The organism is Rubritepida flocculans DSM 14296 (assembly GCF_000425365.1).
GTDB lineage: Bacteria > Pseudomonadota > Alphaproteobacteria > Acetobacterales > Acetobacteraceae > Roseococcus > Roseococcus flocculans.
Window position 1 is genome coordinate 80542 of the sequence record NZ_AUDH01000006.1, and the last position, 26607, is coordinate 107148.

Here is a 26607-nt window from a genome sequence, read left to right on the forward strand (position 1 = left end):
GGCGGCCTCATGGACCTGACGGAGCAGGGGCTGCGCGGGCCGCAGGATCGCCGCGCGCTCGACCTGCCGCCGCCCATCCGCGGCCGCATGGAACGCGCCGCCCCGCTCGCGCCCTTCACCTGGTTCCGGGTGGGGGGGCCGGCGGAATGGCTCGCCCGCCCGGCCGATGCGGAGGATCTGCTCGCGCTGCTCGCCGGGCTGCCGGCGGAGGCGCCGCTGACCGTCATCGGCGCGGCCTCCAACCTCATCGTCCGCGACGGCGGGGTGCGCGGCCTGGTGCTGCGCCTGCCCGCGCGCGGCTTCGGCCGCATCGAGGTGGAGGCGGATGGCGTGATCGCCGGCGCCGCCGCGCTCGACGCCACGGTGGCCGAGCACGCGGCGGCCGCGGAGCTTGCGGGGCTCGAGTTCCTCTGCGGCATCCCGGGCAGCATCGGCGGCGCGGTGGCGATGAACGCCGGCGCCTACGGGCGCGAGATCGCCGATGTGCTGGACTGGGCGGAGTTCGCCACCCCCGCGGGCCTCGTGCGGCTCGACGCCGCGGCGCTCGGCTTCTCCTATCGCCATGCCGAACTCCCCCCGCGCGGCGTCCTCACGCGCGCGCGGCTGCGCGCCGCGCCGGGCGAGCGGCCCGCCATCGCCGCGCGCATGGCCGAAATCCGCGCGGCGCGCGAGGCGAGCCAGCCCGTGCGCGCGCGCACCGGCGGCAGCACCTTCCGCAACCCGCCGGGCCGCAAGGCCTGGGCGCTGATCGATGCGGCCGGCTGCCGCGGAATGTCGCTCGGCGCGGCGCAGGTCAGCGAGAAGCACTGCAACTTCCTGATCAACACGGGCGGCGCGAGCGCGGCCGAGATCGAGGATCTGGGCGAGGCGGTGCGCGCGCGCGTGCTCGCGCACAGCGGCGTCGCGCTGGAGTGGGAAATCCGCCGCATCGGAGAGCGCGCATCATGACGCATGTGGCGGTGCTCTACGGCGGCGTCTCGGCCGAGCGCGAGGTGAGCCTCTCCTCCGGCCGGCAGGTGATCGCGGCGCTGCGCGCGGCGGGCTTCGCGGTCACGCCCATCGAGGTGACGGAGGATCTTCCCGCCACCATCGGCGCGCTGGCCGCGGCGCGGCCCGAGGCGGTGTTCAACGCCCTGCACGGCCGCTTCGGCGAGGATGGCTGCATCCAGGGCGTGCTGGACTGGATGGGCCTGCCCTACACCCATTCGGGGGTGCGCGCCTCGGCCATGGCCATGGACAAATCCGCCGCCAAGGCGGTGTTCCAAGCGCATGGGCTGCCCGTCGCGGCGCATCGCGTGGTCAGCCCCGAGGAGCTGGCCGAGGCCGATCCCCTGCCGCGCCCCTATGTGGTGAAGCCGGTGGACGAGGGCAGCAGCGTGGGCGTCGCCATCCTGCGGGAGGGCGACAACCGCCGGCGCGAGATCGCGCTCTCCTGGCGGCACGGGCCGCGCATCATGGCCGAGAGCTACATCCCGGGGCGCGAGCTGACGGTGGCGGTGATGGGCGAGCGCGCGCTCGCGGTCACCGAGATCGCCACCGAGGCGGGCTTCTACGACTACGAGGCGAAATACGCCGCGGGCGGCAGCCGCCACCTGCTGCCCGCGCCGGTGCATCCCGCCATCGCCGAGGAGGCGATGCGCGTGGCCCTGGCGGCGCACCGCGCTCTCGGCTGCCGCGGCGTCTCGCGCGCCGATTTCCGCTACGACGACACGGCGGGCGAGCCGGGCAGGCTCTATCTTCTCGAGGTGAACACCCAGCCCGGCATGACGCCCACCTCCCTGCTGCCCGAGCAGGCGGCGCATCACGGCATCGGCTTCCCCGAACTCTGCGCCTGGATGGTGCGGGAGGCGCGGCATGGCGCGTAGCCCCGCGCGCAAACCGCCCGCCCGCGCCCGCGCGGCCGCGGCGCCGAAGCGGCCCTCGCCCGCCGGGATCTTCCTGCGCCAGCACCGCGGGCTGCTGCGGGCGGCCGGCTTCGGGCTGCTGCTGATCGCCCTCGTCGGGGCGGGGGCGGCGGGCGTCGCGGCGCTCGACCCCGCGCTGCGCGCGCGCGACGCCGCCGCCTGGCTGGCCGGGATCGGCCGCGCCCCGGGCCTCGCGGTGCGGGAAATCCGCATCGAGGGGCGGGAGTTCACCCCGCGCGAGGCGCTGCTCGGCGCCATCGGCATCCTTCCGGGCGAGGCGCTGCTCGACTTCGACCCGCACGCGGCGCGCGCCCGGCTGGAGGAGATCGCCTGGGTGGAGCGCGCGCATGTCGAGCGGCGCCTCGACGGCACGATCCTGGTGCGGATCGAGGAGCGCAAGGCCTTCGCCATCTGGCAGCGCGAGGGGCGCTTCGCGGTGATCGACCGCCAGGGCCGGGTGATGGCGACCGAGAGGCTGGAGGCCTTCGGCCCGCTGCCGCTCGTGGTCGGCGCCGGGGCGGAGCGCGAGGCGGCGGCGATGATCGACCTGCTGCGCAGCGCGCCCGAGATCGCCGACCGCGTGCAGGCGCTGGTGCGCGTCTCGGAGCGGCGCTGGAACCTCCGTCTGCACAACGGCGCGGATGTCCTGCTGCCCGAGGGGCAGGAGGAGGCCGCGATCGTCCGCCTCGCCGAGCTGCAGGCGCGCGAGCGGCTGCTCGACCGCCCGCTCGCCGCCGTGGACATGCGCCTGCCCGACCGGCTGGTGCTGCGCCTGCCCGCCCCCGCCGCGCCCGCGGCGCCGCCCAGGAGCACGCGAGGATGAACGAGATCGCCCGCCCGCTGGCGACGCAGCCGGATCTGCCCGGCCGCCGCCTCGCGCTCGGCCGCGCCCGGCCGGGCACCTTCGGGGTGCTCGACATCGGCTCGAGCAAGATCATCTGCGTGATCGCGCGCATCGAGAGCGACGGCGCGCCGCGCGCGCTGGGCTTCGGCTGGCAGAAGGCGCGCGGCGTGAAGGCCGGCTCGGTGGTGGACATGGAGGAGGCCGAGGGCGCGATCCGCGCCGCCGTCGCCCAGGCCGAGCAGATGGCGGACACGCTGCTCAAGGGCGTGATCGTCAACCTCGCCTGCGGCCAGCCGCAGAGCCGCAGCCACCACATCGAATGGCCGATCGGCGGCCGCGCGGTCACCGAGGCCGATCTGCGCTCCATCCTGCAGGAGGGCGCGCGCCGCACCCAGGGCGAGGGGCGCGAGGTGGTGCACAGCTTCCCCGCCGGCTTCACCGTGGACGAGACGGGCGGCGTCGAGGATCCGCGCAAGATGGTCTGCGAGCGGCTGCGCGCCCGGCTGCACGTGGTGGACGCGGCGAGCCACGCGCTGTTCAACCTGGGCCAGACGCTGCACCGCTGCGAGCTGGAGGCGGAGGAGATGATCTCCTCGCCCTTCGCCGCCGGCCTCGCCACCCTGGTGGACGACGAGCGCGAGCTCGGCGCCGTCTGCGTGGACATGGGCGCGGGCACGACGAGCCTCGCCTGCTTCGCCGAGGGCAAGCTGCTGCACACCGCGCAGCTTCCCGTGGGCGGCTGGCAGGTGACGAACGATCTCGCGCGGGTGCTCTCCACCCCGATCAGCCACGCCGAGCGGCTCAAGACCATGCACGGCAGCGTGCTGCTGGGGGGCGAGGACCGGGGCGAGATGCTGCCCATCCCGCTGGTGGGCGAGGAGGAGGACCAGATCGCCCGCGTCCCGCGCGAGATGATCGTGAAGATCATCCGCCCGCGGCTGGAGGAGACCTTCGAACTGCTGCGCGACCGGCTGGAGGCCTCCGGCCTGCCGCTCGAGCTGCGCCGGCGCGTGGTGCTGACGGGCGGCGCCGCGCAGCTTCTGGGCGCGCGGGAGCTGGCCGGGATCGTGCTCGGGCGCGAGGTGACGGTGCGGGTGGGCCGCCCGCGCCAAGTGCGCGGCCTGCCCGAGACGGCGCAGGGGCCGGCCTTCTCGGGCGCGATCGGGCTGCTCGCCTGGGCCGCCGGGGAGGGCCGGCCGCTGCTCGACATCGCCCCCGGCCCCGTGGCGTCCGGCGGCTGGTTCCGGCAGGTTCTGACCTGGCTGCGGGAGCGGCTGTGACGCCCGCGGCCGTTGCGATGAGCGCCGCCCGCCCCCGCCCTCTGTGGATTACGGGGATGACGGGGACAACTCGCGCGCGAGGGGCAGACGCGACTCGCCCGCCGCGCCTAGTCTGTGCGGAAGGAGAGACGAGGCCATGACGCTGAACCTGACGCTGCCGGTGTCGCAGCACACCGATTTCTCGCCGCGCATCGCCGTCATCGGCGTCGGCGGGGGCGGCACCAACGCGGTGAACAACATGATCGCGCTCGGCCTCGAGGGCGTGGAGTTCATCGTCGCCAATACCGATGCGCAGTCGCTCGTCACCAGCCGCGCCGAGCGGCGCGTGCAGCTCGGGCCCCACCTGACACAGGGCCTCGGCGCGGGCGCCAAGCCCGAGATCGGCCGCGCCGCGGCCGAGGAGGCGACGGACGAGCTGGCCCGCCACCTGGACGGCTGCCACATGGTCTTCGTCACCGCGGGCATGGGCGGGGGCACGGGCACGGGTGCCGCGCCGGTGATCGCGCGCATGGCGCGCGAGCGCGGCATCCTCACCGTCGGCGTCGTCACCCGGCCCTTCGACTTCGAGGGGCCGAAGCGCAAGCGCGCGGCCGACCAGGGCATCGAGGAGCTGCAGGGCTTCGTGGACACGCTCATCGTCGTGCCCAACCAGAACCTGTTCAAGCTGGCCAATGACCGGACGACCTTCCAGGAGGCGTTCCGCATGGCCGACAACGTGCTCTACACCGGCGTGCGCGGCGTGACGGACCTCATGGTCAACCCCGGCATGGTCAACCTCGACTTCGCCGACATCCGCACCGTGATGGCCGAGATGGGCAAGGCCATGATGGGCTCGGGCGAGGCGGAGGGCGAGGACCGGGCGCTGCGCGCGGCCGAGGCGGCGATCAGCAACCCGCTGCTGGAGGACACCTCGATGCGCGGGGCGCGCGGGGTGCTCATCAACATCACCGGCGGCCACGACATGACGCTGTTCGAGGTGGACGAGGCCGCGAACCGCATCCGCCGCGAGGTGGGCGAGCACGAGACGGAGGTGAACATCATCTTCGGCTCCTCCATCGACGAGACGATGAACGGGCGCATCCGCGTCTCGGTCGTGGCCACGGGCATCGACGTGGCGGCGGCCGCCGCGCCGCAGCCGCAGCCGCGCCTTGCGGTGGTGGGCGGGCAGCGCCCGGCCGCCGCGCCGATGGGCGCGCCGCGCCCCGCCGGCGCTTTCGGCGCGCCCCAGGTGCCGCCCGCCGCGGCGCGCCGGCCCATCCATGCCGGCGGGGCCGGGCTGCTGCGCCAGGCGGTGGCCCCGGCCGCCGCGCCGCCGGTCGCCCAGCAGGCCCCCTTGGCCGAGGAGCCGCTGCCCCAGCCGGAGCCCGTGATGGTCGAGGCCCCGCAGCCCGCCCCGCCGCCGGCCCCGGCCGCGCCGCCGCCCATGGCCGCCCCTCCGGCCGCGGCCGAGGCGGCGCCGGGCAGCGGCTGGCGCTCGCTCTTCCGTCAGGCCACCGGGGCCATCCGCCAGCCCCGCCCCGCGGCCGAGGCGCCGCCCGCCCCCGCCGCCCGCCGCGCCGAGCCGGGGCTCGAACTGCCCCGGCAGGGTCGCGACGCCCCGCCGGAGGACAATCGCCTCGACATCCCGACCTTCCTGCGCCGTCAGAGCAACTGACCGGCGCCGCCACGGCGGCGTCCTGGACCGGCCCGGCGAGACGCTCCTCGCCGGGCCGATTCCTTGTCGGGCGCAGCCGCGGCGGGGGCCGAGTCGCTGCGGCGAGGCCTTTAGGGGCCTCAAATCTCCAAGTGAAATCAGCGGCTTATTCGGAAACATCACGAAACAACGCTTGACTGGCGCCCGCCCGCCCCCGCTGCCAGTTTCGCAGCGCAGCGAGGCGCGGGGGCGCGTCGCGCGGCGGCACCACAGGGGGTTTTCACCGCATGGATGGTTACGCGCCGCTTCCCGCAGGACGCCGCCGCCGGCTCGCCCAGAGCATCGGCTGCCGCGGCGTGGGCCTGCACAGCGGCCGCGCCGTCGCGCTCACGCTCCATCCCGCGCGCAGCGGAGAGGGCATCCGCTTCCACCGTTCCGACCTCGGCGTGACCATCCCCGCCCGGCACGACCATGTGGCCGACACGCGCCTCTGCACCGCCCTCGCCCTGCCCGGGCGGCCCGAGGCGGTGGTGGGCACGGTCGAGCATGTGATGGCCGCGCTCTGCGCCGCCGGCATCGACGATGCGGTGGTGGAGCTGGACGGGCCGGAGGTGCCGATCCTCGACGGCTCGGCCGAGCCCTTCCTCTTCCTCATCGGCTGCGCCGGGGTGGTGGAGCATTACGGCCAGCGCCGCTCCATCGAGGTGCTGAAGCCCGTGCGCGTGGCCGACGAGCACGGCGCCTGGGCCGAGCTGCTGCCCGCCGAGGAGCCCGGCTTCCATGCGGAGCTGGAGATCGACTTCCCCGGCACCGCCATCGGCCGGCAGAGCTTCGCCCTGCGCGTCACCGCCGCGAGCTTCCGCGCCGAGCTCGCCCGCGCGCGCACCTTCACCCTGGCCGAGGAGGTGGCGCGGCTGCGCGCCGCCGGGCTCGCGCGCGGCGGCAGCCTCGAGAATGCGGTGGTGGTGGACGGGCCGCTGGTGCTCAACCCCGGCGGGCTGCGCCACCCCGAGGAGTTCGTGCGCCACAAGCTGCTGGATGTGGTGGGGGATCTCGCCCTGGCGGGCCACCCCATCTCGGGCCGGTTCCGCGGCGCGCGCTCGGGCCATGCGCTGAACAACCGCCTGCTGCGCGCCCTGCTGGCCGACCGTTCGGCCTGGCGCCTGCACGCCGGGCACGCGCTGGAGGCCGAGACGACGGAGGCGGAGCGGCTGGTTCCCGCCGCCTGATCCGCCCCGGTGGCGGGCCCGCGCCCGCATGGTATAGAGCGGGCCGCCCGGAGTCAGACCGTCCAGATGCGCCACCTCACCGCCCCCGCCCTTCTCCTGCTCGCCGCGCTGCCGCTCTCGGCCTGCGGCGTGACGCAGTGGGACGGCTCCATGGCCGGGCTGTTCGAATCCCGCCGCCAGGCGGTCGCCGGCATCGTTGACCGCTCGCCCGAGGCGCTCTACGCCGCCGGCGTCGCCGCCCTGCAGGAGCGCCGCTTCCAGCAGGCGGTGGAGGTGTTCGAGACGCTGGAGCGCGAGCACCCCTTCTCCACCTGGACCACCAACGCGAAGATCCTCGCCGCCTATGGCGAGTACATGCGCAACCGCTACACCGAGGCGATCGGCCAGCTCGACCGCTTCATCCAGCTCCACCCCTCGCATCGCGACATCGCCTACGCCTACTACCTGCGCGCGCTCTCGCAATACGAGCAGATCAGCGACAGCCAGCGCGACCAGCGCCAGACCGAGATCGCCCTGGCCGCGCTGCAGGATGTGGTGAACCGCTTCCCCGACACGGCCTATGCGCGGGATGCGCGCCTCAAGATCGACCTCGCGCGCGACCATCTCGCCGGGCGGGAGATGAACATCGGCCGCTTCTACCAGCGCCAGCGCCTGTTCACCGCCGCCATCGGCCGCTTCCGCCGCGTCATCGAGGATTACCAGACCACCAACCACGTGCCCGAGGCGCTGCACCGGCTGACGGAGATCTACCTCTCCCTCGGCCTGACCGAGGAGGCGGCGCGCACCGCCTCGGTGCTCGGCCACAATTTCCCCGGCAGCCCCTGGTACCAGGACAGCTACGCGCTGCTCACCCCCGGCGCGCCGCGCGGCCCCGATTCCCCAGGCCTGTTCCGCCGCGCCTGGAACGCCGTCTTCTGACCGGCGCGGGGGCGCCATGCTCGCCTCGCTCTCCATCCGCGACGTGGTGCTGATCGAGCGGCTGGACCTCGCCTTCGGCCCCGGCCTCTCCGTGCTGACGGGCGAGACCGGGGCGGGCAAGTCCATCCTGCTCGACAGCCTCGGCCTCGCGCTGGGCATGCGCGCCGAGGCGGGGCTGGTGCGCGCGGGCCAGGCCCAGGCCAGCGTCGCCGCCCTGTTCCAGCCCCCGCCCGGCCACCCGGTCTTCGCCCTGCTGGCCGAGCAGGGCATGGAGCCCGAGGAGGCGCTGGTGCTGCGCCGGGTGGTGCAGGCCGATGGCCGCTCCCGCGCCTTCGTGAACGACCAGCCCGTGGGGGTGGCGCTGCTGCGCCGGATCGGCGCCATGCTGGTCGAGGTGCAGGGCCAGCACGACCAGGTGGGCCTCGCCGACCCCGCCACCCATGGCGCGCTGCTCGACGCCTTCGGCGGGCTGGAGGCGCCCCGCGCCGCCGTCGCCGCCGCCTGGAAGGGCTGGCGCCAGGCCGAGGCCGCGCTGCGCGAGGCGGAGGAGGCCGTGGCCGCCGCGCTGCGCGACGAGGAATGGCTGCGCCACGCGGTGGCGGAGCTCGGCGCGCTCGCCCCGGCCGAGGGCGAGGAGGAGGCGCTCTCGGCCGAGCGCCAGTCCCTGCAGCAGGCCGAGCGCCGCACCGAGGCCATCGCCGCCGCCCTCGCCGAGCTTCAGCCGCGGGACCGGCGCAGCGCCCAGCCCGCCGCCGCGCTGCGCAACGCCGCCCGCGCGCTGGAACGCCTGCCCGCCGCCCCCGGCTCGGGCTTCGCCGAGGCGGTGCAGCCGGTGCTGGCCGCGCTCGCCGCCGCGCAGGACCAGCTCGCCGAGGCCGAGCGGCTGCTGGAGCGCCTGGCCGGCGACGCCATGCCCGACCCGCGCCGGCTGGAGGCGCTGGAGGACCGTCTCTACGCCCTGCGCAGCGCCGCGCGGAAGCATGGCGTGGCGGTGGTGGAGCTGCCCGGCCTCCTCGAAACCCTGACGCGCCGCCTCGCCGCGCTCGATGCGGGGACGGACCGTGTGGGCGCGCTGACCCTGGCGCGCGACGCGGCCCGGCGCGGCTATCTCGAGGCCGCCGCCGCGCTGACCGCGGCCCGGCGCGAGGCCGCCCGCGCGCTGGAGGCCGCACTGGCGCGCGAGCTTCCGCCGCTGAAGCTCGACCGCGCCCGGGTGGTGGTGGAGGTGGCCGAGCGCGAGGAATCCGCCTGGGGCCCCGAGGGCGTGGACCGGGTGACGCTGCTCGTCTCCACCAACCCCGGCCAGGCGCCCGGACAGCTCGTGAAGATCGCCTCGGGCGGCGAGCTTTCGCGCCTCATGCTCGCGCTCAAGGTGGTGCTGGCGCAGGGCTCGCCCGTGCCCACGCTCGTCTTCGACGAGGTGGATGCGGGCATCGGCGGCGCCACCGCCGCGGCCGTGGGCGAGCGGCTGGCGCGCGTGGCCGAGCGGCTTCAGGTGCTGGTGGTGACGCATTCGCCCCAGGTGGCCGCGCGCGGGGCGCAGCATCTGCAGGTGGCGAAGTCGCTGCGCGGCGGGCGGGCCGAGACGCGCGTGATCCCCCTCGACGCCGCCGCCCGGCGCGAGGAGATCGCGCGCATGCTGGCCGGCGAGACGGTGACGGAAGCCGCGCGCGCCGCCGCGGATTCCCTGCTGCGGGGCGCGGCGTGAGCGCGGCGGCCGAGGCGGAGATCGCGCGGCTGATCGAGGAGATCGCCCGCCACGACGCGCTCTACTACGAGCAGGACGCGCCCGCGATCAGCGACGCCGAGTACGACGCGCTGATGCGCCGCCTGCGCGCGCTGGAGGCCGCGAACCCCGGCCTGGTGCGGCCCGACAGCCCCACCCAGCGCGTGCCCGGCCGCGCGGCGGAGGGTTTCGCGAAGTCGCGCCACCTCGCGCCCATGCTCAGCCTCGACAACGCCTTCGACGAGGCCGAGTTCGCGGAGTTCGCCGCGCGCATCCGCCGCTTCCTGCAACTGCCCGAGGAGACGCCGCTCGACTTCGTGGCCGAGCCGAAGATCGACGGGCTCAGCGTGAACCTGCTCTACGAGCAGGGCCGCTTCGTGCGCGGCGCCACGCGCGGCGACGGCGCGGAGGGCGAGGACATCACCGCCAACCTCCTCACCCTGCGCGACCTGCCGCGCGAACTGCCCCCGCCCTTTCCTGCGCTGATCGAAATCCGCGGCGAGGTGTTCATGGAGCGCGCCGATTTCGAGGTCTTCCGCGCCCAGCAGGAGCAGGCGGCCGCCGAGCGCGAGGCGCGCAAGGCGCGCGGCGAGAAGCTCGGCCCCGCCGTCACCATCCCGGTGAACGCGCGCAACGCCGCCGCCGGCTCGCTGCGCCAGCTCGATCCCGCCATCACGGCGCAGCGCCCGCTCAAGCTCTTCGCCTATGCGATGGGCGAGGCCTCCGAGGCGCCGGTCGCGACGCACCACGACTGGCTCGGCCTCCTGCGGCGCTGGGGTTTCGCGGTGAACCCGCTCTCGACCCGTCTGACGGACCGTGAGGCGCCGGCCTTCCAGGCGCGCATGGCGCGCGAGCGGCCCTCCCTGCCCTACGAGATCGACGGCGTGGTGTACAAGCTCGACCGCCTCGACTGGCAAGGGCGGCTCGGCTTCGTCGGCCGCGCCCCGCGCTGGGCCATCGCCTGGAAATTCCCGGCCGAGCAGGCGACGACGCGGCTGCTGCGCATCGAGATCCAGGTGGGGCGCACCGGCGCGCTGACGCCGCGCGCGGTGATGGAGCCCGTCTTCGTCGGCGGCGTCACCGTCACCCATGCGAGCCTGCACAACGAGGAGGAGATCGCGCGCAAGGACATCCGCGAGGGGGATACCGTCATCGTCCAGCGCGCGGGCGACGTGATCCCGCAGATCATCGGCGTGGTGCCGGAGCGCCGGCCGCCCCATGCCGTCCCCTTCGCCTTCCCCACCACCTGCCCCGCCTGCGGCAGCCACGCGGTGCGCGAAGGCGACGACGTGGTGCGCCGCTGCACCGGCGGGCTGATCTGCCCCGCCCAGCGCGTGGAGCGGCTCAAGCATTTCGTCTCGCGCCGCGCCATGGACATCGAGGGGCTGGGCGAGGAGCGCATCGAGACGCTGCACGCGCTGGGCTGGCTCGCCTCGCCGGCCGAGATCTTCCGCCTGCACCGCCGGGCCGAGCAGCTCGCGGCGCTGGAGGGCTGGGGCGCGCTCTCCACCCGCAAGCTGCTCGATGCCATCGAGAGCCGCCGGACGCCGCCTCTCGAACGCTTCCTCTTCGCGCTCGGCATCCGCCGCATCGGCGAGCAGAACGCGAAGCTGCTCGCGCGGCACTACCACTCCATCGGTGCGCTGCGCGAGCGCATGATCGCCGCGCGCGTCATCGGCAGCGAGGCGCGCGAGGAGCTGGGCGGCATCCAGGGCATCGGCCCCGCCATCGCCGAGGAGCTGGTGGAGTTCTTCGCCGAGCCGCGCAATCTCGCCGCCCTCGACGATCTGCTCTCCGAGGTCACGCCCGGCGAGGTCCATGCGGAGGCGAGCGACAGCCCCCTCGCGGGCAAGACGGTGGTGTTCACCGGCACGCTGGCCGGCCTCTCGCGCCAGGAGGCGGAGGCAAGGGCCGAGGCGCTGGGCGCGAAGGTGACCAAGAGCGTCTCGAGAAAGACGGATCTCGTGGTGGTGGGGGCCGATGCCGGCTCCAAGGCCGCCAAGGCGGCCGAGCTCGGCATCCGGGTGCTGAGCGAGGAGGAGTTCCGCGCCCTGGCCGGGCTGGGGTGAGCCGCGGCGATGGAGGCCATCCCCGTCCCGGTGATGTTCTTCGCGCTGGGCTTCGCCGCGGCGCTCGCGCGCAGCGACCTCGCGGTGCCCGAGGCGCTCTCCAAGGCGCTGTCGCTCTATCTGATGCTCGCCATCGGCGTGAAGGGCGGCATCGCCATCGCCGCGCCGGGCGGGGCGGCGGGCATGCTGCCGGCGCTGGCGGCGGGCATCCTGCTCTCCTTCCTGCTGCCCATCCCGGCCTATGCGGGGCTGCGCGGCCTGACGCGGCTCGATCGGCCGACGGCGGCGGCGGTGGCGGGGCATTACGGCTCGGTCAGCGTGGTCACCTTCGCCGCGGGGCTCGCGGCGGTGCAGGCGGCGGGCCTGACCGCCGAGCCCTTCCTGCCCGCCGTGCTGGCGGCGATGGAGACGCCGGCCATCCTCACCGCCCTGCTGCTCGCCCAGCGCGGCGGGGCGGCGCGCAAGCCCAAGGACCGGGCGAAGCTGCTGCGCGAGGTGCTGCTGAACGGCTCGGTGGTGCTGCTGCTCGGCTCCTTCCTGATCGGCTGGCTGGGCGGCGCGCGGGCGGCGGCGGCGCTCTCGCCCTTCGTGGAGGGGCTGTTCCAGGGCGCGCTCTGCCTCTTCCTGCTGGACATGGGGCTGCTCGCCGCGCGGCAGTTGCGGGCGGCGCCCCAGGCGCTGGAGCCGCGGCTGATCGCCTTCGGCATCCTCATGCCGCTCTTCGGCGCGGGCTGCGGGCTGGCGGCGGGAATGGCGGCGGGGCTCTCGCCCGGGGGCGCGGCGCTGATGGCGGTGCTGGCGGGCTCGGCCTCCTACATCGCGGTGCCGGCGGCCATGCGGCTCGCGCTGCCCGAGGCGGATCCGGGCGTCTATGTCACCCTCTCGCTCGCGGTGACCTTCCCGTTCAACGTGGTGCTGGGCATCCCCATCCATCTTGCGCTCGCGCAGCGCCTGGCCGGAGGCTGAGGGCATGACCCATTCCCGCAAGCGCATCGAGATCGTGGTGGAGGCGGTGCGCGCCGAGCAGGTGACCGATCTGCTCGACGCCTGCGGCGCCTCGGGCTGGACCATCCTGCCCGTCGTCTCGGGGCGCGGGCGCACGGGCATGCGCCGGGGCGGCGATCTCGCGGGCGTCTTCGACAATGTGCTGGTGCTGTGCATCGCCTCCGAGGCGGTGGCGGCGAAGGTGCTGGAGGCGCGCGAGGAGCTGCTCGGCGCGCGCCCGGCCATCGTCTCGGTCAGCGACTGCGCGGTGCTGCGCGCCGAGCATTTCCGCTGAGGCGCCCCGCGCCCGCCCAGCCGCGGCGCGGCTGCGGGGTTGAAGCCGGGGCCACCAGCCGCGACATTGCGGGGGTGCACAGCCGCGCCCGACGTCCGCAGTTCTTCTACACCACCACCCCCCTGCCCTGCCCCTACCTGCCGGGCCGGACGGAGCGGAAGATCGTGACCGAACTGACCGGCGCGGATTCCGAGGCGCTGCACGACCGGCTCTCGCGCGCGGGCTTCCGGCGCAGCCACAACATCGCCTATTCGCCCGTCTGCCCCGGCTGCCGGGCCTGCATCCCGATCCGCGTGCGGGCGGCGGATTTCGCCCCCAGCCGCACCCAGCGCCGGATCGCCCAGCGCAATGCGGGGCTCGCGGCGCGCATCACCCCCGCCCGCGCCACGGCCGAACAGTTCGCCCTGTTCCAGCGCTACCAGCAGGGCCGCCACGCCGGGGGCGACATGGCGGCGATGGGCTTCTACGACTACCGCGCCATGGTGGAGGACACGCCGATCACCACCGGCATCGTCGAGTTCCGCGACGAGGGCGGGCGGCTGCTCGGCGCCTGCCTGACGGACTGGCTTTCGGACGGGCTCTCCGCCGTTTACAGCTTCTTCGCGCCGGAGGAGGAGCGGCGCAGCCTCGGCACCCAGGCGGTGATGTGGCTGCTCGAGGAGGCGAAACGCTCCGCCCTGCCCTACGTCTATCTGGGCTACTGGGTGCCGGAGAGCCGGAAAATGGCCTACAAGGCCGGCTTCCGCCCGGCCGAGGTGCTGCTGCAAGGGCAGTGGCGGCCGCTCGCGGAGGCGGGCGCCCTGCCGACCGCGCCGGTCACGGTGGGATGATGCGTCCGGCGGTCAGGCCGGCCCGGTGATCAGCCCTTCTCGCGCATCAGCCGCGCCTTGTCGCGCTCCCAGTCGCGCTTGGCGATGTCGGCGCGCTTGTCGTGCAGCTTCTTGCCGGTGGCGAGGCCGATCAGCACCTTCGCCCGGCCCTTCTCGTTGAAGCGGATTTCGAGCGGCACCAGCGTGGCGCCGGCGCGGGTGACGGCGCCCGCCAGTTCACGCACCTGCTTCTTGTGCAGCAGCAGCTTGCGCGGCCGCACCGGGTCCATCTTCGCCATGTAGCTGCCCGGCTGCCATTCTCCGATATGGCAGCCGAACAGCCAGATTTCGCCGTCGCGCTCGCCCGCCCAGGCCTCGTTGAGCGAGGCGCGGCCGGCGCGCAGGCTCTTCACCTCGGGGCCCTGCAGGACGATCCCGGCCTCGATCACCTCGCCGATCTTGTAGTCGTGCCGGGCCCTGCGGTTCTGCGCGGCGAGGCCGGTGGAGATGAGCGGCTTCTTGCGGGGTTCCGCCATCAGTTCAGCAGGCCGGCCTCGCGCATCGCGCCCTCCACCCGCGCCGCCGTCTCGGGCGCGATGGGGGCGAGCGGCAGGCGGCAATGCGCCGTCCCGTGGCCGAGCAGGCTCGCGGCGTATTTCACCGGCCCGGGCGAGGTCTCGCAGAACAGCGCGTCATGCACCGGCAGCAGCCGGTCCTGGATCGCCATCGCCTCGGCCAGCCGGCCCTCGCGCCACGCGCGGTGCATCTCCGCGCAGAGGCGCGGCGCGATGTTGGAGGTGACGCTGATGCAGCCATGCCCGCCCGCGGCGAGGAAGGCGAGCGCCGTGTGGTCCTCGCCCGAGAGCTGGATGAAATCCGCCCCGCAGGCGCGGCGCTGGTGCAGCGGCCGGGCGAGATTGGCCGTCGCGTCCTTCACGCCGACGATGTTGGGGTGCTTCGCCAGCCGCCCCATCGTCTCGGGCGTCATGTCGATCACGCTGCGGCCGGGGATGTTGTAGATGATGATCGGCAGGTCCACCGCCTCGGCGATGGCCATGAAATGCGCGTAGAGCCCCGCCTGGGTGGGCTTGTTGTAGTAGGGCGTCACCACCAGCGCGGCGTCCGCCCCGGCCTGCTTCGCGTGCCGGGTGAGCTCGATGGCCTCGGCGGTGGAGTTGCTGCCCGTGCCCGCGATCACGGGCACCCGCCCGGCCGCGGCCTCGATGCAGATCTCCACCACGCGCTTGTGCTCGTCATGGCTGAGGGTGGGGGATTCGCCGGTGGTGCCGACGGGCACGAGCCCCTCCGTCCCCTCGGCGATCTGCCACTCGACGAGGGCGGCATAGGCCCTCTCGTCCACGCGCCCGTCGGCGTGCATGGGCGTGACAAGGGCGGTCAGGGAGCCGGTGAAGCGCATGGCGGGCGTTCCTCTCGTGCACCACAGGTAGTCCCGTCGCCGCCGCGCAACAAGCGCGCCGGGTGGATGGCAGCCCCGCCCCGGGGCTAGAAACGGGGGATGCGACGCCTCCTCCTCGCCCTCGCCCTGCTGCTTCCCGTGGCCGCCGCGGCCCAGCCCCCGCGCGAGGCCGCGCGCCAGGCCCTGGCCGCCGCCCAGGCCGGGCGCTGGGGCGAGGCGCAGTCCCTCGCCGTCCAGGCCGATCCGCTGATCGCGAAGATGGTGCAGTGGATGCGCCTCACCCAGCGCGGCGGCGCGGCCAGCGCGACGGAGATGGTGGGCTTCATCGAAAGCGCGGCCGACTGGCCGATGCAGGAGGCGCTGCAGCGCAACGCCGAGGCGCTGCTGGCCGCCGAGCCCGATGACGCGCTGGTGCTGCGCTTCTTCGCCCCCCGCCCCGCCCGCACGCTCGATGGGGCAGGGCGCCATGTCGCGGCCCTGCTCGCCGCCGGCCGCCGCGAGGAGGCGGCCCGCGCCGCCCGCCGCGCCTGGGCCGAGGACGCGCCGGGCGATGCGGCGGCCGAGGCGCTCTTCCTCGAGCGCGCCGGCGCGCTGCTGGACGCGGAGAGCCACTGGCGCCGCTACAACCGGCTCTGGTTCGCCCGCGACGCGGCCGGGGCGGAGCGCGTGGCGCCGCTGCTCGATGCGCCGCGCCGGGCGCTCGCGCAGCTCCGCGCCGCGGGGGCCGAGGCGGAGGCCGCCGCCGCCGCCCGCGACGCCGGGGCCACCCTCGCCCGCGCCCGCGCCCTGCGCCAGCGCGACGCCGACCGCGAGGCCGCCGCCGCCTGGGCCGCCGGCGCCGCCGCCCAGCAGGGGCTGGACGCCGCCGCGCAGCGCGCCCTCTGGACCGAGCGTCAGGTGCTCGCGCGCAAGCTGCTGCGCCTCGGCGAGCCGCGCCTCGCCTACCAGGTGGCGAGCCAGCACGGCCAGAGCCTGCCGGGCGAGCCGCGCCAGGAGGCGGAGTTCCTCTCGGGCTTCATCGCGCTGCGCTTCCTCGAGGATCCGGCCCGGGCGCTGGCGCATTTCCGCCGGGTGCGCGAGGGCAGCCGCAGCGCCATCACCCAGGCCCGCAGCCTCTACTGGGAAGGCCGGGCCGAGCGCGACCCCGCCCGCGCCCGCGCCCGCTACCAGGAGGCGGCGGCCTTCCCCGTCACCTTCTATGGCCAGATGGCGGCGCTGGCGCTGGGCGAGAACGGCGCGCAGATCAGCGCGCGCATCAACGGCCTCGAGGTGCCGCGTCCCAGCCCCGCCGAGGCGCGCGCCTTCGCGGGGCGGGAGCTCGCGCGCCTCGTCGCGCTGCTGGGCGATCTGGGCGAGGCGCGGCGCGCGCGGATCTTCCTGCTGCGGCTCGAGGAAACCTCCCCCTCCAACGCCGAGCGGCTGCTGGTCGCGCGGCTCGCCACCGCCATCGGCCGGCCGGATTTCGCGGTGTGGGTGGCCCGGCGCGGCGGCGCGCAGGGCGCGATGCTGGTGGAGGATGGCTGGCCGCGCCCCTACCCCGCCCCCGAAGGCCTGGCCGAGCCCGCCCTCGTCTTCGCCATCGCCCGGCAGGAGAGCAATTTCGACCCGGAGGCGGTCTCCTCCGCCAATGCCCGGGGGGTAATGCAGCTTCTCCCCGCCACCGCGACGGCGGTGGCGCGGCGGCTCGGCATCCCCCACCGGACGGAATGGCTCACCACCGACCCCGCGCACAACAAGCGGCTGGGCGCCGCCTACATCCAGGAGCGGCTGGAGCGTTTCGGCGGCGTGCTGCCCTTCGCGCTGGCCGCCTACAACGCCGGCACGGGGCGGGTGGAGGAATGGCTCGTCACCTATGGCGACCCGCGCGGCGGGCAGGTGAGCATGCTCGACTGGATGGAGCAGATCCCCTTCGGGGAGACGCGCAACTACGTCCAGCGCGTGATCGAGAACCTCGCCGTCTATCGCGCGAAGGATCCGCGCACGGCGGGGCTCGACCACCCCATGGCGGCCTGGCGGCCGTGAGCCCGGCGCGCATCGCCTCGCTCTGGGGCGTCGGCGGGCTGCGGCCCGCGCCCGGCACCTGGGGTTCGGCGGCGGTGCTGCCGCTCGCGCTGCTGCCGGGCTGGGTGGCCATGGCGGCCTGCGCCGCCTTCACCCTGGCCGGGTTCTGGGCGCTGAACCGGCTGCCCGAGGCCGAGCGCGATCCCGACTGGGTGGTGGTGGACGAGGCGGCGGGCATGAGCTTCGCGCTGGCCTTCGCCATGAGCCTCTGGGGCGCGGCCCTGGCCTTCGCCCTGTTCCGGCTGTTCGACATCGCCAAGCCCGGCCCCGTGGGCTGGGCCGACCGCCAGCCCGGCCCCTTCGGCGTGATGGCCGATGACCTGGCGGCGGGCGGGCTGGCCGCGCTCGGCGTGCTCGCCTTCCACGCCGCGGGGCTCGGCTGATGCTGGAGGCCGGCACGCTGGAGGAGGCGGCGGCGCTGCTCGCGCGGCTGCAGGCGCAGGGGCTGACCCTCGCCACGGCCGAGAGCTGCACGGGCGGGCTGATCGCGGCGGCGCTGACGGCCATTCCCGGCTCCTCCGCCACGCTGCTGTGCGGCTATGTCACCTACTCGAACGAGGCGAAGGCCGCGATGCTGGGGGTGGACCCGGCGCTGATCGCCCGGCTGGGCGCGGTGAGCGAGGAGGTGGCCCGCGCCATGGCCGAGGGCGCGCTGGCCCGCTCGGGCGCGGAGATCGCTGTGGCCTGCACCGGCATCGCGGGGCCGGGCGGAGGGAGTGCGGCGAAGCCCGTGGGCCTCGTCCACCTCGCCGCCGCGCGGCGCGGCGGGCCCTTGCTGCACCGTCGGGAGGTCTTTCCCGGGGACCGCGCGGCGGTGCGCGCGGCGACGGTGCGCGCGGCCTTCTCGCTGATCGAGGCGCTGCGCCCTCGGCAGAGCTTCATCCGGCCCGAGTGATCCCAGCGGCTGAAGCCACGATAAGGGCGGCCGCGCCGCCCGATCACATGCCCAGCGCGCGCCTGTAGAGGTCGAGCAGCGTCTCCTGCTCCTCCACCTCCGCCGGCTCCTTCTTGCGGAGCTGGATGAGCTGGCGGATCACCTTCACCTCGAAGCCGGCGGATTTCGCCTCGGCGTAGATGTCCTTGATGTCGGAGGCGAGCGCCTTGCGCTCCTCCTCCAGCCGCTCGATGCGCTCGACGATGCTGCGCAGACGGTCGGCGGCGATGCCGCCCACCTCGTTGTCGTCCCTGTTCGCCATGCGCGGGGCTTTAGCCCGCTCAGCCATGCTTGGCCATGGCCGCGGCGAAGGCCTGCTTCTGCGCCTCGCTCGCCTCCTTCTGGTGCGCCGCCTGCCAGGCCTTGTAGTCCATGCCGTAGATCACCTCGCGCGCGGCGGGCGTCTCGAGAGGGAGGCCCGCATCGGCCGCCGCCTCCTGATACCAGCGCGAGAGGCAGTTCCGGCAGAAGCCGGTGAGGTTCATCATGTCGATGTTCTGCACGTCCGTGCGCTCGCGCAGGTGCTGCACGAGCTTGCGGAAGGCCGCGGCCTCGATCTTCTCGCGCGTCGCGGCGTCGAGGCCGGCGGCGGCGCCGAGGGCGAGGTTCGCTTCGGGCTGGGGTGCGGGCATGGGCTCCTCCTTCGCTGCTTCGTCAGATGCCCCCGCCCGCGCCCGGCTTCAATCCGCGAACTGCCCGGCGGCGAGGATGAGGGGGCGCAGCCGGGCGATCTCGCTCGCCAGGAAGCGCGCGTGGTGGGCGGGGGTGGCCTCGGCCTCGGCCGCCACCGTGGTCAGCGTCTCGGCGAAGCGCTGCCGCAGGCGCTCCTCGCGCAGCGCGGCGCGGATGGCGGCGGCCAGGCGCTCCTGCACCTCGGGCGGCGTGCCTGCCGCGGCGTAGAGCCCGTGCCAGGCGGACATCACGAGATCCACCCCCTGCTCGCGCGCCGTCGGCACCTCGAAGCCGGGGATGCGCTCGGGCAGCGTCACGGCATAGGCCTTGATGCGGCCGTCGCGCACGAAGGGCGCGGCCACCGTCGCCTGCTCGCAGGAGATGTCGAGCCGGCCGGCCATCATCTCCGTCATCGCCGGCGCGCTGCCGCGGAAGACGATGGTGGTGGCGCTGCGCCCCGCCGCGTGCTGCAGCAGCATGCCGCAGAGCTGGTTGGAGCCGCCCAGCCCGCTGTGGCCGAGGTTCAGCCGCTCGCCCTGCTCGCGCAGCAGGGCGATGTAGCCGGCGAGGTCGCGCGCCGGGAAATCGGGCCGCGCCACCAGCGTCATGCCGGTGTGCGAGACGATGCCGAGCGGCGCGAGGCCGCGTTCGATGCTGAAGGGAAGCTGGCGGTAGAGCGTGGCCGCCGCCGCCAGGCCGATGTGGTGGATGAGCAGCGTGTGCCCGTCGGGGCGCGACTGCGCGACGCGCGCGGCGGCGATGGTGCCGCCCGCCCCCGTCACGTTCTCCGCCGCCACGGGCTGGCCCAGTTCCTTCGCCATGCCCTCGGCCAGCAGCCGGCCGATCATGTCGGTCGGCCCGCCCGCGGCGAAGGGGATCATCAGCGTCAGCGGCCGGCCCGGGAAGCCGGGCTGCGCCAGCGCGGGTGTGGCGAGCAGCACGGGCAGCGCGACCGCGGCGCGGCGGCGGATCATGGCGTTCCTCCCGAGGAGAGTTATGCGTTGTCTCCACGGATAGCTTCGATCACCGCCGCCGTCACCTCCGACGTGCGGGCGGTGCCGCCGAGATCGGGCGTCAGCACGCCCTTCGCCGTGGCGGCCTCGATGGCGCGCATCAGCCGCGCCGCGCCGGCCGTCTCGCCCAGGTGCTCGAGCATCATGCAGGCGGTCCAGAAGGTGGCGATGGGGTTCGCCACGCCCTTGCCCATGATGTCGAAGGCCGAGCCGTGGATGGGCTCGAACATGGAGGGGTGCGCGCGCGAGGGATCGAGATTCGCCGTGGGCGCGACGCCGAGCGAGCCGGCCAGCGCGCCCGCGAGGTCGCTCAGGATGTCGGCGTGCAGGTTCGTCGCCACCACCGTGTCGATGCTGGCCGGGCGGCGCACCATGCGCGCGGCCATCGCGTCCACCAGCTCCTTCTCCCAGCGCACCTCGGGGAACTCGGCGGCGACCTGTGCGGCGATCTCGTCCCAGAACACCATGCCGTGGCGCTGCGCGTTGGACTTGGTGACGACGGTGAGCAGCCTGCGCGGGCGGGAGCGCGCGATGGCGAAGGCGGTGCGCATGATCCGCTCCACCCCCGCGCGCGTGAAGATGGAGGTTTCGGTCGCCACCTCGATGGGGTGGCCGCGATGCGCGCGCCCGCCATGGCCGGCGTATTCGCCCTCGCTGTTCTCGCGCACGATCACCCAGTCGATGGCGCCCGGAGCCAGGCCGCGCAGCGGGCTTTCGAGGCCGGGCAGAACCCGCGTGGGGCGGATGTTCGCGTACTGGTCGAAGCCCTGGCAGATGGCGAGCCGCAGGCCCCACAGCGTCACGTCGTCGGGCAGATGGGGGTCGCCCACCGCGCCGAAATAGATCGCATCGAACCCCTTGAGCGTGGCGAGCCCGTCCTCGGGCATCATCCGGCCGGTGGCGCGGTAGAAATCGCTGCCCCAGGGGAACTCCTCCACCTCGAGCCGGAAATCGCCCGCGCGCTCGGTCAGCGCGCGCAGCACCTCGAGCCCGGCGGGAATCACCTCCTTGCCGATGCCATCCCCGGCGATGGCGGCGATCCGGTGCGTGCGCATGGCGCTCTCCTCCCTCTGTTGCGGCCGCGTGGCATCGCATGTCCGCGCGCCGCGTTGAAGCCTGCCGGGCTTGGCGCGGCGCGCGCGGCGGGGCCATAAAGCGGGGGAGGATCGGGAAGGCGATGTCCGGCGAATGGAACGAGGCGCGCGCCGCCGCCGCGCTGCGCGCGATGTACGAGGCGGGCGTGCGCGCGGCCGATCCGCTCGCCGTGCTGGCCGCCCATCTGCCCGAGCCGCCGCGCGCGGGGCGCGTGGTGGTGGTGGGCGTGGGCAAGGCAGCGGCGAAGATGGCGCAGGCGGTGGAGGCCGCCTGGGCCGATCTGCCGCTGACGGGCCTCGTCATCGCGCCGCATGGCGCGGAGCTGCCGCTCTCGCGCATCGCGCTGCGCTTCGGCGCGCACCCGGTGCCCGATGCGGCCGGCGCGGCCGCCGCGCGCGAGATGCTCGGCCTGCTGCGCGGGCTGACGGAGCATGATCTCGTGCTCGCGCTCGTCTCCGGCGGGGGCTCGGCGCTGGCCACGCTGCCGGCGGAGGGGCTCTCGCTCGAGGATCTGATCGCCACCAACCGCGCGCTGCTGGCCTCGGGCGCGGGCATCCACGCGATGAACTGCATCCGCAAGCATCTCTCGGCCTTCTCGGGCGGGCGGCTCGCGCTGGCGGCGCATCCGGCGCGGGTGGTCACGCTCGCCATCTCCGACGTGCCGGGCGACGATCCGGAAGTGATCGCCTCCGGCCCCACCGTGGCCGACCCGACCAGCTTCGCCGAGGCGCGGGCGCTGGCCGCGCATCACCGGCTCGACCTGCCCGCCACCGTGGCCGCGCATCTCGCCGCCGCGCGGGAGGAGACGCCCAAGCCGGGCGATCCGCGCCTCGCGCGCGCCGAGTTCCGGCTCATCGCCACGCCGATGATGGCGCTGCGCGCCATGGCCGAGGCGGCGCGGGGGCTCGGCCTTTCGCCGCTCATCCTGGGCGATGCGCTGGAGGGCGAGGCGCGGCATGTGGGCACGGCGCTGGCCGGCATCGCCCTCTCGGCCCGGCGGCACGGGCTGCCGCTCGCGCCCCCCTGCGTGCTGCTCTCGGGCGGGGAGACGACGGTGACGCTCGCCCCCGGCGCCGAGGGCCGCGGCGGACGCAACAGCGAGACGCTGCTCGGCCTCGCGCTCGCGCTCAACGGCGCGCCGGGCATCTGGGCGCTCTGCGCGGACACGGACGGCATAGACGGCCGCTCCGAGGCGGCGGGCGCCTGGTGCGGGCCGGCCACGCTGGCCGCCGCGCGCGCGGCGGGGCTCGATCCGCGCGCCGCGCTCGCCGCGCATCGCAGCCTCGACGTGTTCGAGGCCGCGGGCGGGGCCATCGTCACCGGCCCCACCCTGACCAACGTGAACGACATGCGCGCCATCCTGGTCGCGGAGGCCTGAGCCATGCCCGCACGCATCCCGCTGCGCCGCCACCGCCGCACCAAGATCGTGGCCACCCTCGGCCCCGCGAGTTCCTCGCCCGAGATGATCGAGCGCCTCTACCGCGCGGGGGCGGACGTGTTCCGCCTGAACTTCAGCCATGGCAGCCACGAGGACCACGCCGCGCGCATCGCCGCGATCCGCGCGGTGGAAGGCAAGGTGGGCCGGCCCATCGCCATCCTCGCCGATGTGCAGGGGCCCAAGCTGCGCGTGGGCAAGTTCGGCGCGGGGCGCGTGCAGCTCGCCCCCGGCCGGCGCTTCCGCCTCGACCTCAGCCCCACCCCGGGCGATGTGCAGCGCGTGCAGTTGCCGCACCCCGAGATCATCGCCGCCGCGCGCATCGGCACCACCCTGCTGCTCGACGACGGCAAGCTGCGCCTGCGCGTGGTGCGCCAGGTGGAGGGCGACCATCTGGAGACGGAGGTGGTGGTGGGCGGCCCGCTCTCCGACCGCAAGGGCGTGAACGTGCCGGACGTGGCCCTGCCCATCCCCGCCCTGACGGAGAAGGACCGCGCGGACCTCGCCTTCGTGCTGCCGCTCGGCGTGGAGTACATCGGCCTCAGCTTCGTCCAGCGCGCCGAGGATGTGGAGGAGGCGAAGGCCATCGCCGCCGGCCGCGCCTGGATCATGGTGAAGATGGAGAAGCCCCAGGCCGTCGAGAACATGGACGCCATCCTCGCCGCCGCCGATTGCGTGATGGTGGCGCGCGGCGATCTCGGCGTGGAGCTGCCGCCCGAGGAGGTGCCGCTCGTGCAGAAGCGCCTGGTGCGCGCGGCCCGGGCGCTGGGCAAGCCCGTGGTGGTGGCGACGCAGATGCTCGAGAGCATGATCAGCGCCCCCGCCCCCACCCGCGCCGAGGCGAGCGACGTGGCGACCGCGGTCTTCGACGGGGCGGATGCGGTGATGCTCTCGGCCGAGACGGCGGCCGGGCAGTATCCGGTCGAGGCGGTCACGATGATGGACCGCATCCTCGCCCGCACCGAGCAGGATCCGGGCTGGCGCGCGCAGACCGACGCCCAGCGCCCCGAGCCCGAGCACAACAGCGCGGGCGCCATCGCGGCCGCGGCGGCGCAGGTGGCGCGCACCATCTCGGCCCAGGCCATCGCCACCTTCACCAGCACCGCCTCCACCACGCTGCGCGTGGCGCGCGAGCGGCCGGCCTGCCCCATCCTGGGGCTGACCTCGCGTCTCGCCTCCGCGCGGCGGCTCGGCGTGGTGTGGGGGGTGCATCCGCTCGTGGTGCAGGATATCCACTCGATGACGGAGATGGTCGCCCGCGCCAGCCGCGCCGCCCAGCAGGAGGGCTTCGCCCGGCACGGGGAGGAGATCGTCGTCACCGCCGGCGTGCCCTTCGGCACGCCGGGCACCACGAATGCGCTGCGCGTGGCGGCGGTGAAATGAGGGGTCCGCGATGAAGAGACTGTTCCTGGCCGCGCTGCTCGCCATCGGCCTCGCCCTGCCGGCCGCGGCCCAGCGCAGCACGGTCTATGACGTGACCGGGACCAATCCCGACGGGACGGAGTATTCGGGCACCATGATGCTCCAGCAGGTGGGGCTGTCGAGCTTCCGCATCGTCTGGACCATCGGCGCCGACACCTTCGAGGGGGTGGGCATGGTCTCCGGCCTCACCCTCGCCACCGCCTTCAGCCTGGGCGAGAACCAGACGGGCATGGGCATCTACGAGATCAAGCCCGGCGACGTGCTGGAGGGGGTGTGGACGGTGATCGGCGCCTTCGCCGCGGGGCGGGAGACGGCGCGGCCGCGCTGATGCCGCCGGGGCTCGCGCCGGGGCTCTCGCGCGCTGGGGCGGCCCGGCGGGAGGGGGCGGGAACGAAGCCTTGCCCGCGGCCGCCGGCATCAGGCTTCCGCCCGCCCGGGGATGGTGGCAGGCTCCGCGCCAAGAGCATGAGGAGGCGCGGCGCATGAGCGGCTACACCAACCCCGAGACCATCGCCCTGCACGGCGGCAGCCACCGCGCGGACCCGAACACCGGCTCGGTGGCCGTGCCCATCCACCAGACCACGAGCTTCCAGTTCCAGGACACGGGCCACGCCGCCCGGCTCTTCGGCCTTGCGGAGCTCGGCAACATCTACACCCGCATCATGAACCCGACCTGCGACGCGCTGGAGACGCGCATCGCGGCGCTGGAAGGGGGCGCGGCGGCGCTGGCGCTGGGCTCGGGCCAGGCGGCCACCACCTTCAGCGTGATGAATCTCTGCGAGGCGGGGGACAACATCGTCTCCTCCACCGACCTCTACGGCGGCACCTGGAACCTCTTCGCCAACACGCTCAAGCAGTTCGGCATCGAGGTGCGCTTCGTGGACCCGGCCGACCCGGAGGCCTTCGCCCGCGCCACCGATGCGCGCACCCGCGCCTATTATGCCGAGACCCTGCCCAACCCGAAGCTGCAGGTCTTCCCCATCGCGGAGGTGGCGGCCATCGGCCGGAAGCTCGGCGTGCCGCTGATCATGGACAACACCGCCGCCCCCATCATCTGCAAGCCCTTCCAGCACGGCGCGGCGGTGGTGATGCACTCCACGACCAAATGGATCGGCGGGCACGGCACCTCCATCGGCGGCATCGTGGTGGATGGCGGCAATTTCGACTGGGAGAAGTGGGGCGAGCGCTTCCCCACGCTGAACAAGCCCGATCCTTCCTACCACGGCGCGATCTGGACGCAGGCCGCGAAGCCCCTCGGGCCCATCGCCTACATCCTGCGCATGCGCACCTGCCTGCTGCGCGACATCGGCGCGCCCATGTCCCCCTTCAACGCCTTCCTCTTCCTCCAGGGGCTGGAGACGCTGCCGCTGCGCATGGAGCGGCACTGCCAGAACGCGCTGCGCGTGGCCGCGCACCTGGCCGCGCACCCGGCGGTGGCGCGGGTGATCCACCCCTCGCTGCAGGAGGGCGAGGCGCGCCGCCGCGCCGAGGCCTATCTCAAGGGCGGCATGGGCAGCCTGGTGGGATTCGAGCTGAAGGGCGGCAAGGAGGCCGGGCAGCGCTTCATCGACCGGCTGAAGATGTTCTACCATGTGGCGAACATCGGCGATGCGCGCAGCCTCGCCATCCATCCCGCCACCACCACCCACAGCCAGCTCGACGAGCAGGAACAGGCGGCGAGCGGCGTCACGCCCGGCTATGTGCGCCTGTCCATCGGCATCGAGCACATCGACGACATCCTGGCCGATCTCGACCAGGCTCTGGGACAGTAGAGGCATGCGCCGACGATTCAACCCTCCGCGCCCTGCGGGCGCTCCAGCCATCGGAGGCGGGTGATGCATTTCGCCGGCGCCTTTCCCTCCACCCGGATGCGGCGCAACCGGCGCGACGCCTGGACGCGCGCGCTGGTGGCGGAGAACGCGCTCTCCGTCGCCGACCTGATCTGGCCGATCTTCCTGACGGAGGGCGCGGGCCAGCGCGTGCCCGTGCCCTCCATGCCGGGCGTCGTGCGCGTCAGCCCCGACCTCGCCGCCGAGCATGTGGCGGAGGCGGTGGCGCTCGGCATTCCCGCCGTCGCGCTCTTTCCCTACACGCCCATCGAGCGGCGCGACGAGGAAGGCACCGGCGCGCTCGATCCCGAGAACCTGATGTGCCGGGCCGCGCGCGCGCTGAAGGCGGCGCATCCCGGGCTCGGGCTGATCGGGGATGTGGCGCTCGACACCTACACCGTGCACGGCCATGACGGCGTGCTGCGCGATGGCTATGTCCACAACGAGGACACGGTGGCCATCCTCTGCCGCCAGGCGGTGCTGATGGCGCAGGCGGGGGTGGATGTCGTCGCGCCCTCGGACATGATGGACGGGCGCATCGGCGCCATCCGCGCCGCGCTGGACGCCGAGGGGCTGATCCACACGCGCATCATGAGCTACGCGGCGAAATACGCCTCGGGCTTCTACGCGCCCTTCCGCGACGCGGTGGGCAGCACCGCCGCGCTGCGCGGCGACAAGAAGACCTACCAGATGGACCCCGCCAACTCCGACGAGGCGCTGCGCGAGGTGGCGCTCGATCTCGCCGAGGGCGCGGACATGGTGATGGTCAAGCCCGGCCTGCCCTATCTCGACATTCTGCACCGCGTGCGGCGCGAGTTCGGCGCGCCCACCTTCGCCTATCAGGTGAGCGGCGAGTATTCGATGGTGATGGCGGCCGTCGAGCGCGGCTGGCTCGACCACGACCGCGCGATGATGGAGAGCCTGATCTGCTTCAAGCGCGCCGGCGCGAACGGGGTGCTGAGCTATTTCGCACTGGAGGCGGCGCGGCGGCTCAAGGCGGGGTGATGCGGGCGGCGGTCACGCCGGGCGTATCATAGG

26 protein-coding genes are annotated in these 26607 nt (G+C 74.4%); 20 read left to right on the forward strand and 6 right to left on the reverse strand.

The features are described 5' to 3' along the window. The first annotated feature begins 9 nt into the window (after positions 1-9). From murB to H596_RS0108080, 12 genes are all read left to right on the forward strand, one after another. Positions 10-948: a UDP-N-acetylmuramate dehydrogenase gene (murB, locus tag H596_RS0108025; protein WP_245583971.1), complete on the forward strand. Its 939-nt coding sequence runs from the start codon at positions 10-12 to the stop codon at positions 946-948. Then, the gene (locus H596_RS0108030) at positions 945-1865 is read left to right on the forward strand and encodes a D-alanine--D-alanine ligase (protein ID WP_027284443.1); all 921 of its coding nucleotides are present in this window, start codon (positions 945-947) and stop codon (positions 1863-1865) included. Before murB ends, H596_RS0108030 begins: the two co-directional genes overlap by 4 nt. Next, on the forward strand, positions 1855-2727 hold the full coding sequence (locus H596_RS20710) for a cell division protein FtsQ/DivIB (RefSeq protein ID WP_051212635.1): 873 nt from the start codon (positions 1855-1857) through the stop codon (positions 2725-2727). Before H596_RS0108030 ends, H596_RS20710 begins: the two co-directional genes overlap by 11 nt. After that, the gene (gene ftsA / locus H596_RS0108040; protein ID WP_027284444.1) at positions 2724-4028 is read left to right on the forward strand and encodes a cell division protein FtsA; all 1305 of its coding nucleotides are present in this window, start codon (positions 2724-2726) and stop codon (positions 4026-4028) included. Before H596_RS20710 ends, ftsA begins: the two co-directional genes overlap by 4 nt. Before the next feature lie 136 nt (positions 4029-4164). Continuing rightward, on the forward strand, positions 4165-5682 hold the full coding sequence (gene ftsZ / locus H596_RS0108045) for a cell division protein FtsZ (RefSeq protein ID WP_027284445.1): 1518 nt from the start codon (positions 4165-4167) through the stop codon (positions 5680-5682). A gap of 266 nt (positions 5683-5948) precedes the next feature. Then, entirely contained in the window at positions 5949-6890 is a 942-nt protein-coding gene (lpxC, locus tag H596_RS20715) for a UDP-3-O-acyl-N-acetylglucosamine deacetylase (protein ID WP_051212637.1), read from the forward strand. 66 nt (positions 6891-6956) lie between these two features. Further along, a complete protein-coding gene (locus tag H596_RS0108055) occupies positions 6957-7808 on the forward strand; it encodes an outer membrane protein assembly factor BamD (RefSeq protein ID WP_027284446.1) in 852 nt (283 codons plus the stop codon). A gap of 16 nt (positions 7809-7824) precedes the next feature. Continuing rightward, the gene (recN, locus tag H596_RS24375) at positions 7825-9516 is read left to right on the forward strand and encodes a DNA repair protein RecN (protein ID WP_027284447.1); all 1692 of its coding nucleotides are present in this window, start codon (positions 7825-7827) and stop codon (positions 9514-9516) included. Then, positions 9513-11603, forward strand: a complete 2091-nt coding sequence (ligA, locus tag H596_RS0108065; protein WP_027284448.1) for an NAD-dependent DNA ligase LigA — start codon at positions 9513-9515, stop codon at positions 11601-11603. The genes recN and ligA overlap by 4 nt, the downstream gene beginning before the upstream one ends. 9 nt (positions 11604-11612) lie before the next feature. Then, positions 11613-12569 (forward strand): sodium-dependent bicarbonate transport family permease, encoded by a 957-nt coding sequence (locus H596_RS0108070; RefSeq protein ID WP_027284449.1) that lies wholly within the window; start codon positions 11613-11615, stop codon positions 12567-12569. Positions 12570-12573: 4 nt separating this feature from the next. Further along, positions 12574-12882, forward strand: coding sequence for a P-II family nitrogen regulator (locus H596_RS0108075; protein ID WP_027284450.1), 309 nt, complete (start codon positions 12574-12576; stop codon positions 12880-12882). Between the two features lie 65 nt (positions 12883-12947). Beyond that, positions 12948-13712 carry an arginyltransferase gene (locus H596_RS0108080; RefSeq protein WP_408735276.1) on the forward strand — a complete coding sequence of 255 codons (765 nt, stop codon included), beginning with the start codon at positions 12948-12950 and terminating at the stop codon, positions 13710-13712. 29 nt (positions 13713-13741) lie between these two features. On the opposite strand, the gene smpB is transcribed toward H596_RS0108080, so the two are convergent. Both smpB and dapA read right to left on the reverse strand, forming a co-directional pair. Next, positions 13742-14227 carry an SsrA-binding protein SmpB gene (gene smpB, locus H596_RS0108085; protein WP_027284452.1) on the reverse strand — a complete coding sequence of 162 codons (486 nt, stop codon included), beginning with the start codon at positions 14225-14227 and terminating at the stop codon, positions 13742-13744. After that, positions 14227-15108 carry a 4-hydroxy-tetrahydrodipicolinate synthase gene (gene dapA, locus H596_RS0108090; protein ID WP_027284453.1) on the reverse strand — a complete coding sequence of 294 codons (882 nt, stop codon included), beginning with the start codon at positions 15106-15108 and terminating at the stop codon, positions 14227-14229. The genes smpB and dapA overlap by 1 nt, the downstream gene beginning before the upstream one ends. Positions 15109-15207: 99 nt before the next feature. Here dapA and H596_RS24560 point away from each other — a divergent pair, with 99 nt between their 5' ends. From H596_RS24560 to H596_RS0108105, 3 genes are read left to right on the forward strand one after another with little or no spacing between them, the layout of a single operon-like run. Further along, positions 15208-17130: a lytic transglycosylase domain-containing protein gene (locus H596_RS24560; protein WP_027284454.1), complete on the forward strand. Its 1923-nt coding sequence runs from the start codon at positions 15208-15210 to the stop codon at positions 17128-17130. Then, entirely contained in the window at positions 17127-17552 is a 426-nt protein-coding gene (locus H596_RS0108100) for a phosphatidylglycerophosphatase A family protein (RefSeq protein ID WP_027284455.1), read from the forward strand. Before H596_RS24560 ends, H596_RS0108100 begins: the two co-directional genes overlap by 4 nt. After that, positions 17552-18064 (forward strand): CinA family protein, encoded by a 513-nt coding sequence (locus H596_RS0108105; RefSeq protein ID WP_027284456.1) that lies wholly within the window; start codon positions 17552-17554, stop codon positions 18062-18064. Before H596_RS0108100 ends, H596_RS0108105 begins: the two co-directional genes overlap by 1 nt. Positions 18065-18107: 43 nt before the next feature. Here the strand turns inward: H596_RS0108105 and H596_RS0108110 are convergent, their stop codons facing one another. Genes H596_RS0108110 through H596_RS0108125 form a run of 4 tightly spaced genes read right to left on the reverse strand, consistent with a single transcriptional unit; the run spans position 18108 to position 20843 of the window. Further along, positions 18108-18365 (reverse strand): DUF2312 domain-containing protein, encoded by a 258-nt coding sequence (locus tag H596_RS0108110; protein ID WP_027284457.1) that lies wholly within the window; start codon positions 18363-18365, stop codon positions 18108-18110. A 19-nt stretch (positions 18366-18384) separates the two neighbouring features. Next, the gene (locus H596_RS20720; protein WP_051212639.1) at positions 18385-18735 is read right to left on the reverse strand and encodes a DUF1244 domain-containing protein; all 351 of its coding nucleotides are present in this window, start codon (positions 18733-18735) and stop codon (positions 18385-18387) included. A 48-nt stretch (positions 18736-18783) separates the two neighbouring features. Continuing rightward, positions 18784-19749 (reverse strand): Bug family tripartite tricarboxylate transporter substrate binding protein, encoded by a 966-nt coding sequence (locus H596_RS0108120; protein WP_027284458.1) that lies wholly within the window; start codon positions 19747-19749, stop codon positions 18784-18786. Positions 19750-19769: 20 nt separating this feature from the next. Then, a complete protein-coding gene (locus H596_RS0108125) occupies positions 19770-20843 on the reverse strand; it encodes a tartrate dehydrogenase (protein WP_027284459.1) in 1074 nt (357 codons plus the stop codon). A 122-nt stretch (positions 20844-20965) separates the two neighbouring features. Here H596_RS0108125 and H596_RS0108130 point away from each other — a divergent pair, with 122 nt between their 5' ends. The 5 genes from H596_RS0108130 to hemB all read left to right on the forward strand — a co-directional run bounded on the left by H596_RS0108130 (position 20966) and on the right by hemB (position 26574). Then, complete coding sequence (locus H596_RS0108130) at positions 20966-22261, forward strand: glycerate kinase type-2 family protein (RefSeq protein WP_027284460.1); 1296 nt, start codon at positions 20966-20968, stop codon at positions 22259-22261. Between the two features lie 3 nt (positions 22262-22264). After that, positions 22265-23701 (forward strand): pyruvate kinase, encoded by a 1437-nt coding sequence (gene pyk / locus H596_RS0108135; protein ID WP_027284461.1) that lies wholly within the window; start codon positions 22265-22267, stop codon positions 23699-23701. 10 nt (positions 23702-23711) lie between these two features. Beyond that, on the forward strand, positions 23712-24068 hold the full coding sequence (locus H596_RS22835; RefSeq protein ID WP_051212641.1) for a hypothetical protein: 357 nt from the start codon (positions 23712-23714) through the stop codon (positions 24066-24068). Positions 24069-24222: 154 nt separating this feature from the next. After that, positions 24223-25512: an O-acetylhomoserine aminocarboxypropyltransferase/cysteine synthase family protein gene (locus tag H596_RS0108145; RefSeq protein WP_027284462.1), complete on the forward strand. Its 1290-nt coding sequence runs from the start codon at positions 24223-24225 to the stop codon at positions 25510-25512. A 63-nt stretch (positions 25513-25575) separates the two neighbouring features. Next, positions 25576-26574, forward strand: coding sequence for a porphobilinogen synthase (gene hemB / locus H596_RS0108150; protein ID WP_037300547.1), 999 nt, complete (start codon positions 25576-25578; stop codon positions 26572-26574). Positions 26575-26607: the final 33 nt, after the last annotated feature.